This window comes from Nocardiopsis sp. CNS-639 (genome assembly GCF_000381685.1).
GTDB classification, from domain to species: domain Bacteria; phylum Actinomycetota; class Actinomycetes; order Streptosporangiales; family Streptosporangiaceae; genus Nocardiopsis; species Nocardiopsis dassonvillei.
This window is the reverse complement of sequence record NZ_KB906902.1, coordinates 1-2,090: the sequence shown is the minus strand read 5'-3', so window position 1 is coordinate 2,090 and position 2,090 is coordinate 1. Positions and strand designations below refer to the sequence as shown.

Below are 2,090 nucleotides of genomic sequence, written 5' to 3'. Positions count from 1 at the left end.
AGTGACCGGGTCGCGGTGATGCGTGCGGGTGAGGTGGTGGAGATGGGTGACAGCGACGCGGTGTACGAGAACCCCGCCAGCGACTACACCCGCCAACTGCTCAACGCGGCGCCCGTGCTGGACCCCGACCAGGCCCGCGAACTGCGCGCGGAGCGCACCCGCCAGCGGACCGGGTGAACCCGCGGACCGGGTGATCCGCGCGCCGACCGCGCCGCGGGCCCCGGGGACGCCCGTCCCCGGGGCCCGTCAGTATCAGAACATGCTGCGCTTGCCCGCCAGCGAGTCGATCCACTGGTGCAGGTGGCCCGACCAGTCGCGCCCGGCGCCCTCGTTGTGGTCGACGCTGAAGCGGTGGAAGGTGTCGCGGCTCTCCGAGAAGAGCAGACCCGGCTTCTTGTCCAGCTCCAGCACCACGTCCATGCCGCGCTCGTCGGTGACCAGCGACAGCTCCAGCTCGTTCAGGCCCCGGTAGCGGCTGGGCGAGAAGAACTCGATCTCCTGGTAGAAGGGCAGCTGCTGGCGGGTGCGCAGGATGCGGCCCTGCTCCAGGTCGGCCTGCTTGAAGGAGAAGCCGAGGGAGGCCAGCGAGTCCAGCACGGCCAGCTGCGAGGGGAGCGGCTCCACTGCCACCGGGTCCAGGTCGCCCGGGTCGACTGCGCCCGCCACGTGCAGGCGCGTGTTCACACCGACGTTCATGCGGTGCAGGTGGCGGCCCCGGTGGACGGTGACGGGGGTCTCCCAGGGCACGAAGAGCTCGAAGGGCACCTCGAAGCGCTGGCCGGGGGCCAGGGTCACGCCGCCGCCGATCTGGACGCGGTGGAACTCCAGGTCGCGGGTGCTCTCGTGGTCGCCGCTCTCGACCTCGACCCGGGCCTGGAGGCCGACGGTGAGCCGCTCGACCTGCTGCTCGACGTTGCCGCCCTCGATGACGACGGTGCCCCGCAGGGTGCCGCCCGGGGTGGCCACGGAGGAGTGCAGGGTGGTTTCCACCGAGGCCCCGCCGAATCCGATACCGGCGAGCAGGCGCTTGAGAACCATGGATGACCTTTCTGTACCGCCCCGCGCCGGGAGGAGGAGCGGGGTCGGGGGCTGTCTTCTGGTAACGACGCCGGGAGAACGCACTCGGTTCCCCGACGAAGGTCCCTGTTTCCCGCGGCGGGGCTCGGGAGCCGGGCACACCGGCGGGCCCCGCCCCTTGGGTCCGGGGCGGGGAGGCCGGGTCAACGGAGGCCGATCACGCCGGGGCCCGCCCGTCCAGGCGCGCGGCTCAGGGCCGACGCGCGCAGGCCCTCGAAGGAGTCCTCCCTCCTGTCCCGCCCGGGCACGGCTCAGGGCCGACCCTTGAGGGCGTCCCGCCGCCCGACCCCGCCCGGGCGCGGCTCAGGCGGTGAGCCCGCGCAGCAGGGCGCGCAGCCCGTGGTGGAAGCGCGCCCGGGACTCGGCGGCGTCGGGGGCGTCCTCCTCGTCCTGGTGGCGGACCTGGTGCACGACCGCGCCCACGCAGTAGGAGTGCAGGGCGTCGGCGGCGCGCTCCAGGTCCTCGCCCTCCAACCCCGCCTCGGCGAGGGCGTCGCGGACCAGGGCCCGGGTGGCGTCGCTGCTGGGCGTGCGCGGGGCGCGGTGGACCAGCAGGGAGAGCGCCCCGGAGAACTCCAGCAGCCGCTCCCGGTAGGCCTCGGCCCACTCGGTGAGGCGCACGTCCCAGGGCCGGGTGTCCTCCTCGGGCTCCTTCGCCCCCTCCGCGTCTTCCGACGCCTCCCCGTCGTCGATGGGGACGGTGCCGGTGGCCGCGGGGGAGGTGACGTAGGCGGCGATGGCGTTGAACAGCTGTTCCTTGCCCAGGGGGAAGTGGTGGTAGATGGCCATGGCCTCCACCTCCAGCGCGTCGCCGAGGCGGCGCATGGACAGGCCGCCGAGCCCGCGGCCAGCGATGATGTGGAGCGCTTCGAGGATGATGCGCTCGCGGCTGAGTCCGGCGTAGTTCCTGCTCACGGTGGTCCTAATTCGTGTGTAAGCGGTTCCAACCAGACCCGTTGAAGGGACCGTTGGACTGGTCAAAGACGAACAGGTTTCGCTGCGGCCACGTGGGC

The 2,090-nt window shown here is 72.8% G+C and carries 2 protein-coding genes and 1 pseudogene; 1 reads left to right on the top strand and 2 read right to left on the bottom strand.

Annotated elements, in window-relative coordinates; all coding sequences use genetic code 11:
- Positions 1 to 177: pseudogene (locus G011_RS31965) on the top strand (ABC transporter ATP-binding protein); the annotation flags it as partial.
- 75 nt (positions 178 to 252) lie between these two features.
- On the opposite strand, the gene G011_RS0129380 reads toward G011_RS31965, so the two are convergent.
- Complete coding sequence (locus tag G011_RS0129380; protein WP_013153601.1) at positions 253 to 1,038, bottom strand: sporulation protein; 786 nt, start codon at positions 1,036 to 1,038, stop codon at positions 253 to 255.
- A 342-nt stretch (positions 1,039 to 1,380) separates the two neighbouring features.
- Complete coding sequence (locus tag G011_RS0129375; protein WP_019611611.1) at positions 1,381 to 1,992, bottom strand: TetR/AcrR family transcriptional regulator; 612 nt, start codon at positions 1,990 to 1,992, stop codon at positions 1,381 to 1,383.
- Positions 1,993 to 2,090: the final 98 nt, after the last annotated feature.